Raw genomic sequence first — 7283 nt, 5'->3', positions numbered from 1 at the left:
GGCGCCGGTCAGCGTCGCCAGATTGATCATGAATTTCGGCTTGAAGCGGTCGTTGGTGTACCAAAGCGCGTCGGCCAGCACGAGGCGGCCTTCGGCGTCGGTGTTGAGCACCTCGATCGTCTGGCCCGACATCGAGGTGACGATGTCGCCGGGGCGCTGGGCATGGCCGTCGACGGCGTTCTCGACAAGGCCGATGACGCCGACCACATTGGTCTTGGCCTTGCGCGCGGCGAGCGCATGGATCAGCCCGGTGACGGCGGCCGCACCGCCCATGTCGCCCTTCATGTCCTCCATGCCGGAGGCCGGCTTCATCGAATTGCCGCCGGTGTCGAAGGTGACGCCCTTGCCGATGAATGCCAGCGGCGCGTCCTTGGCCTTGCCGCCGCTCCAGCGCATCACCACCAGGCGGGCGCCGCGCGGCGAGCCTTGCGCCACGCCGAGCAGCGAGCCCATGCCGAGCTTCTTCATCTCCTTTTCGGTGAGGATCTCGACATCGACGCCGAGGGCCTCCAGCGCCTTGACGCGCTCGGCGAAGTCGACAGGCCCCAGCGCATTGGCCGGCTCGTTGACGAGGTCGCGCGCCAGCAGCACGCCGTCGACCACCGCTTCCTCGCCGGCAAAGGCCTTCTTCGCGGCAGCCGGATCGGCGCAGTGGATCGTGACCTTGGCGGGCTTCGCCGCCTTCGCGTCGGATTGGCCGTCGTCCTTGTCCTTCCTGGTCTTGTACTTGTCGAAGGCGTAGCTGCGCAGCAGGATGCCGGCGGCGAGGCTCCCCGCCTGGTGGCCATCGGCCTGCAGTTCCGGCAGATCGAGAATGACAGCCACCTCGGTCGCCTTGCGCAGCGAAGCGGCGACAGCGCCGCCGAGCTTCAGCCAGGCATTGTCGTCGAGAGCCGACAGCTTGCCGGCGCCGATCGCCACCAGCCGGTCGACGGACGTTCCTTCCGGCGCCAGCACCTCGGCGGAGCTCGCGAACTTGCCGGAGAAATCGGCGACCGGAAACGCGCGAGCCAGCGCACCGGCGGGATCGCAGGCCTTCGCCGCCTCGCCGAGCCCGACGCCGTCGCCCGCGAACACGAAGACGCTGCCCTTTTTCGGCACGGCGAATTTGGCGAAAGAAATGGATGGTCTCAACGTCATCAGGTCCTGCTTTCGGGGATGGCCGCAAGGTGCCGGCAAAGGTAATTTTCAGCGAGCAAACGGTTTGGCAAGCGTGCGCGACATTTGGTCGTTTTCAGCCATTTGGCAAGACTTTGGCCGAAATCGCTGCCTATATCAGCGCCACCATAGACAAAGGATTCGCCTCGGCACGACCTTAGATTGCTGCCGCAACCTGCTGTTAACCATCGATGTTTTGCATTTCTTATCCATTGGCGCGGAGACTCCGCCGCGCCGGGGCATGTGGCGTGGGGCGACAAACCGGAGCGAGCCGCCTATGACGCAGTTGTGCGGGCGACGCCGGATCACTACCTTGTCGGCGGGCATGATGCCGTTCGGCAAAATCGAGAAAAGCCTTCATGAAGGTCGTTGAACGCTACATCATGCGCCGCGCGCTGACGATGTTCCTCGCCGCGCTGGTCTGGACGCTGGCGATCGTGTGGACGACGCAGGTGCTGGCCAAGATTGACCTCGTCACCGACAACGGCCAGTCGGCGCTGACCTTTTTCGAGGTCGCGGCACTGATCATTCCCTCGATCATCCCGATCGTGGTGCCGTTCGCCCTGGTGGTGGCGGTGGCGCAGACGCTGAGCGCCATGAACACCGATTCGGAGCTCGCCGTGCTCAGCGCCGCGGGCGCCTCGCGCTGGACCATCGCGCGGCCCGTCCTGCTGCTCGCAATCGCGGCTTGCGCCTTTTCCTTCATCGTCGACAACGCCATCGACCCCTATGCCAGGCAGAAGAACCGCCAGCTGGTGGCGGCTTCGCGCGCCGACCTCGTGTCGCTGATCATCCAGGAAGGCACGTTCCGCAAGATCGACGAGGGCCTTTACCTGCAGGTCGGCGAGCGGCTTCCCGGCAACCGGCTCGGCGGTATCTTCGTCGCCGATTCACGCGAGGAAGGCGCCAGCCTCACCTATTATGCCAAGACCGGCAGCATCGTCGAAAAAGGCGACGAGAAGGTGCTGATGATGAATGACGGCGTCATCAACCGCAAATCGGTCACCGGCGACCTCTCGGTCATCCGCTTCACCTCTTACGCCTTCGACATGTCCGCCTTCCTATCCGCGGCGAACGACATCACGCTTTTGCCCAAGGACCGCACGACGGCGTATCTGCTCAACCCGGATCCCAACGACAAGATGTTCCAGCGCGAACCGGGCAGCTACCGCGCGGAGCTCAACCAGCGCTTTGCCGAGTGGTCCTATTCGCTGGTGTTCGCGCTGATCGCGCTGGCCGTCGCGGGCGATGCGCGCTCGCATCGCGAAGCACGCATCAACCCGTTGATCACGGCGATCGCGATAGCGCTTTTCGTGCGATGGCTGGGCTTCTTCGCCGCCGGCAAGGCCGACAGGGTCTCGTACTACATCTACCTGCTCTACGGCATACCGCTGATTGCGTCCGCGGTTTCGATCTGGTTCATCGTCTCGTCCCGCACCATGGAATTGCCGGTCAGTTGGGCGGACTGGCTGACCAATCTCGCCAAGCGCGCCAGCGACAACTGGACGGCATTCAAGCTGTGGCTTGCGCGGCGCACTTCCGGCCAGGGAGCCTGACCATGGGCTGGACGCTGGGCCGCTATTTCTTCTTCCGCTACGTCTCGATCACCTTCTGGTTCTTCCTCGGCCTGCTGGCGCTGGTGTTCCTCATCGATTTCACCGAGCTCTCCGGCCGCACGACCGGGCTGCCGGGGTTCACCTATGGCACGGCCTTCGCCATTTCGGCGCTCAGGATGCCGATGATCATGCTGCAGACGGTGCCGTTCGTCGGGCTGTTCTCGGCAATGGCGACGCTTGTGTCGCTCAACCGCCGCTACGAGCTGGTGATCGCGCGCTCGGCCGGCGTTTCGGCCTGGCAGTTCCTGTTTCCGTGCTGCGTCGGCGCGCTGATGTTCGGCGTGCTGTCGGTGGCCGTGATGAACCCCATCGCCGCGCACGGCTTTTCCTGGTCCGAGCAGATGGAGAACGACCTCAGGGCCGGCAAATCGAATGCCGTCACCACCAATGTCACGCCTTGGCTCAGGCAGAAGACCGAATCAGGCGACACCATCATCGGCGCCCGCGCCATCCTCAATCAGGGGCTGGAGATGGCGGACGCGGTGTTTTTCATCCTCGACCCGCAGGGCAACATCGCCGAGCGCAAGGACGCAGCCAAGGCCTTCCTGCGCGACGGCTACTGGGAATTGCAGGACGTCAAGGTCTTCAAGGCGGGCAACATCCGGGCGCTGGCAACCGACAAGGTGCCGACCAACCTCAAGCCGGAATTCGTTCAGGAGCGCCTGGCGCGCCCGGAAACCATCCCTTTCTACGAGCTGCCGCGCAAGATCGAGGTTGCCCGTTCCTTTGGGCTCAAGGCAAATGCCTTCGCCATGCAGTTTGATTCGCTGCTGGCGTTGCCGTTCCTCCTCGTCGCCATGACGCTGATTGCTGCAACGGTTTCAATGCGATTTGCGCGAATGGGGCAGTCGGCAACGATGATTCTGGGTGGCGTCGTGGCCGGCTTTCTGCTTTATGTCGTTTCGGTACTGGTCAAGGCATTCGGTGTGGCCGGATTCGTTCCTACGGTGGTGGCTGCATGGGTTCCGGTCGTCGTGGCTATGTTCTTTGGGGTGACGTTTCTGCTATACAAGGAAGACGGCTAGTGAGGGAGTCGGTTTTGCGCAGCCATAGGCAGGCCGGTTTGGCACGCCTTTATGGGGCGACCGCCTTGGCATGTCTGTTCGCTTGTGCGGCGCCGATGGCACCCGCGCAGGCGCAGACCATCGCTGCCAAGCCCGTCCCGTCCGGCACGCAGATGCTGCTGGCCGCCGATACGCTTGTCTATGACAACGACCAGCATACGGTGACGGCCGTCGGCGGCGTGCAGATCGACTATGGCGGCAACAAGCTGGTCGCCCAGCGCGTGGTGTACAACCGCGACACCAAGCGCCTCGTCGCGAGCGGCGCCGTCGAGCTTATCAACAGCGACGGCACCAAGATCAATTCCGATCATATCGACATCACCGACGACTTCGCCGACGGGTTCACCAACGCGTTGCGCGTCGAGACGATCGACAAGGCCTATTTCGCCGCCGAGAGCGGCGAGCGCATGGGCGGCGTGCTGACCACCTTCCACAATGGCGTCTACACCGCCTGCGAGCCTTGCGAGGACAAGCCGGACAAAGCGCCGACCTGGCGCGTCAAGGCGCGCAAGATCATCTGGAACGGCGAGAAGAAGACGGTCCGCTTCGAGAATTCGAACTTCGAATTCTTCGGCTTCCCGCTTGCCTATCTGCCAGCTTTCGAGATCGCCGACCCGACGGTGAAGCGCAAGAGCGGCTTCCTGATCCCCGGCATCGTCTACAACAACCATCTCGGCGTCGGCGTCAAAGTCCCCTATTATTTCGCGCTGTCCCCGACCTATGACCTGACCGTTACCGGCAGCGGCTATACCAAGCAGGGCTTCCTCGGCGAGGCCGAGTGGCGCCAGCGCTTCAACAACGGCCAGTACACGCTGAAGATCGCCGGCATCAACCAGCAGGATCCGAACGAGTTCATCAATACGAATACCCTCGACATCAACCACGGCCATACGGTCAATTCCGGCCCGGAAGGCGACCCCAACAAGTTCCGTGGCATGATGGGCACCACGGGCCAGTTCGCGATCAACGAGCGTTGGGACTTCGGCTGGGATGTGCTGCTGCAGACCGACAAGAATTTCTCGCGCACCTACAACATCGACGGCTTCAGCGACCTCGTCCATCAGTCGTCGATCTATCTGACGGGCTTGAGCGACCGCAACTACTTCGACGTCCGCGCCATGCGCTTCGAGGTGCAGGAAGACACGCTCTCCAGCGATCCGACATCGCGCTCCGCCAAGCAGCCCTGGGTGCTGCCGTCGCTCGACTATGCCTACATCCCCGACACGTCGGTGGCCGGCGGCCAGTTGTCGTTCAACGTGAACACGCGCGTGATCAGCCGCAACCGGCTGGACGCCGTGCTGGCTGATGCCAGCGACCCGGCTTCGATCAACAACGTGCGCGGCATCGAAGGCGAATCCAGCCGGGTGAGCGCGGAAGCCGAGTGGAAGCGGACCTTCACCACCGATGGCGGTCTGCAGTTGACTCCCTTGCTCGCCTTCCGCGGCGATGCCGGCTATGTCAACGCCAATCAGGCTTCGCTCGATGCCGTCAACCAGATGGGCACGAATCTCGGCCAAGACGTCGACATGCGCTCGTCGCTTGCCCGCTACATGGCGACCCTCGGCCTCGAGGCGCGGTGGCCGCTGCTGTTCTCGATGCCCAGCTCCAGCCATGTCCTGGAGCCGACCGCGCAGGTCTTTGTGCGTCCGAACGAGCAATATGTCGGCGGACTGGCCGTTCCGAACGAAGACGCGCAGAGCTTCGTCTTCGACGCCACGACGCTGTTCGAGCGCGATAAATTCTCCGGCTATGACCGGATCGAAGGCGGCACACGCGCGAATGTCGGCTTCCGCTATTCAGGCGCCTATGACAATGGCTGGGCCACGAATGCCATCTTCGGCCAGTCCTACCAGCTCGCGGGCGAGAACTCCTTCGCCGCGCCCGATCTGGTCAATGCCGGAGCCGAGTCCGGCCTGGACAAACGGACCTCGGATTATGTCGGCCTCGTCGGCTTCAACAGCCCGAGCGGTTTTTCCGGCTCGGTGAGCGGGCGTTTCGACGAGCAGACATTCGAGGTCAGGCGCGCCGAAGTGAAGGCCGCCTATTCCAGCCTGCCGATATCGCTCAGCGCCAAATATGCCTTCATCGAGGCGCAGCCGCTCTATGGCTTCACCACCGACCGCCATGAAGTCACGCTCGGCGCCTCGACGCATCTGGCGCAGAACTGGCGGCTGTTCGGCACCGGCACCTACGACCTCCAGAGCAACGTGCTGGTCAAGGACGGGGTCGGTTTCGCCTACAACGATTCCTGCTTCACCTACATCATGACCTATTCGCAGACACGCGATACCGTAACCAAGGAAGTGTCGCAGAATATCGGCTTCAATCTGTCGTTCCGCACGCTGGGCGATTTCGGCTCGTCGACGAGCGCGATCGATACCATCCAATAACCGAAGGCCGGCGCGTGGCTTGCTAGCCGGGCGCCGACGATGCTTTGGTCTTGATTTGGAGCGTGAACCCCCGAAAATGCGGTGATTCTCGGGGCCATGCGCCGGCGACATCGTTTCGCCGCATAGGACAGGCATGGGGTCGGCTGCAGCGCGCAGGCGTTCGGAGGACGCGCGGCGCTGTCGTGCCGACAAATTGGGGCGGGGAAATTGGAAGGTAAGATGAGGAAATACCTGTTTTCGGCAGGATTGGCGCTTCTGGTGGCGGCGAGCTCGGTTTCGGTCACGGCTGTTGTACAGCCGGCTTTCGCCGCGGAGATCAAATATGTCGTCAACGGCATACCGATCACCACCGGCGACATCGCGCACCGCGCCGCCTTCTTCAAGCTCCAACATAAGAAAGGCGATGCCGCGCAGGAGATGATAGATCAGACGCTGCGGCTGGCCGAGGCCAAGCGGCTCGGCATCCGCATCACCGATGAGCAGGTCGACGCCGCCTACCAGCGCTTCGCCTCGGGCAACAAGATGCCGCTGGCCAAGCTCGACGCGATCATGAGCCAGTCGGGCGTCACCAAGGAACACTTCAAGGAATTCATCCGCGCCCAGATGGCCTGGAACCAGGCGCTCAGCGCGCGCTACCGCTCCGGCGAGGGCGGCTCGGTGACCGAGCAGGACGCCGTGCGGCGCATGCTCGACAAGGGCGGCAGCAAGCCGACGGCGACGGAGTACATGCTGCAGCAGGTGATCTTCGTGGTGCCGGCATCGGAGCGTGCCGCCACGCTCGCCAAGCGCAAGCGCGAGGCCGACGCCATGCGTGCCCGCTTCAGCGGCTGCAACACCACGCGCGAATTCGCCAAGGGTCTGATCGACGTCACCGTGCGCGATCTCGGCCGGGTGCTGGCGCCGCAATTGCCGACCGACTGGGCCGAGCAGATCAAGGCCACCAAGGTCGGCGGCGCGACACCGACCCGTGAGACCGAACGCGGCGTCGAATTCATCGGCATCTGCTCCTCGCGCGAGGTTTCCGACGACAAGGCCGCGCAGATGGTGTTCCAGGC

General features: G+C 63.5%; 6 protein-coding genes. 5 read left to right on the top strand and 1 reads right to left on the bottom strand.

The window, feature by feature from the left end; all coding sequences use genetic code 11:
• Positions 1–1140, bottom strand: a 1140-nt coding sequence (locus EOA28_RS18630) for a leucyl aminopeptidase (RefSeq protein WP_128315141.1), incomplete at its 3' end; no start/stop codon positions are given.
• On the opposite strand from EOA28_RS18630, the gene EOA28_RS18625 reads away from it, so the two are divergent.
• The 5 genes from EOA28_RS18625 to EOA28_RS18605 all read left to right on the top strand — a co-directional run.
• Entirely contained in the window at positions 1121–1531 is a 411-nt protein-coding gene (locus tag EOA28_RS18625; RefSeq protein WP_126078239.1) for a hypothetical protein, read from the top strand. The genes EOA28_RS18630 and EOA28_RS18625 overlap by 20 nt on opposite strands.
• Positions 1518–2714 (top strand): LPS export ABC transporter permease LptF, encoded by a 1197-nt coding sequence (gene lptF / locus EOA28_RS18620; RefSeq protein ID WP_126078240.1) that lies wholly within the window; start codon positions 1518–1520, stop codon positions 2712–2714. The genes EOA28_RS18625 and lptF overlap by 14 nt, the downstream gene beginning before the upstream one ends.
• A 2-nt stretch (positions 2715–2716) precedes the next feature.
• Positions 2717–3799: an LPS export ABC transporter permease LptG gene (lptG, locus tag EOA28_RS18615; protein WP_127253609.1), complete on the top strand. Its 1083-nt coding sequence runs from the start codon at positions 2717–2719 to the stop codon at positions 3797–3799.
• Positions 3799–6228 carry an LPS-assembly protein LptD gene (locus tag EOA28_RS18610; protein WP_189342096.1) on the top strand — a complete coding sequence of 810 codons (2430 nt, stop codon included), beginning with the start codon at positions 3799–3801 and terminating at the stop codon, positions 6226–6228. The genes lptG and EOA28_RS18610 overlap by 1 nt, the downstream gene beginning before the upstream one ends.
• A gap of 219 nt (positions 6229–6447) precedes the next feature.
• The coding region (locus EOA28_RS18605; RefSeq protein WP_148670756.1) for a peptidylprolyl isomerase at positions 6448–7283 on the top strand (836 nt) is incomplete at its 3' end.

This window comes from Mesorhizobium sp. M2A.F.Ca.ET.067.02.1.1, assembly GCF_004023285.1.
GTDB lineage: Bacteria > Pseudomonadota > Alphaproteobacteria > Rhizobiales > Rhizobiaceae > Mesorhizobium.
The sequence above is the reverse complement of the archived record's forward strand: the minus strand, read 5'-3'. Positions and strand labels throughout refer to the sequence as shown.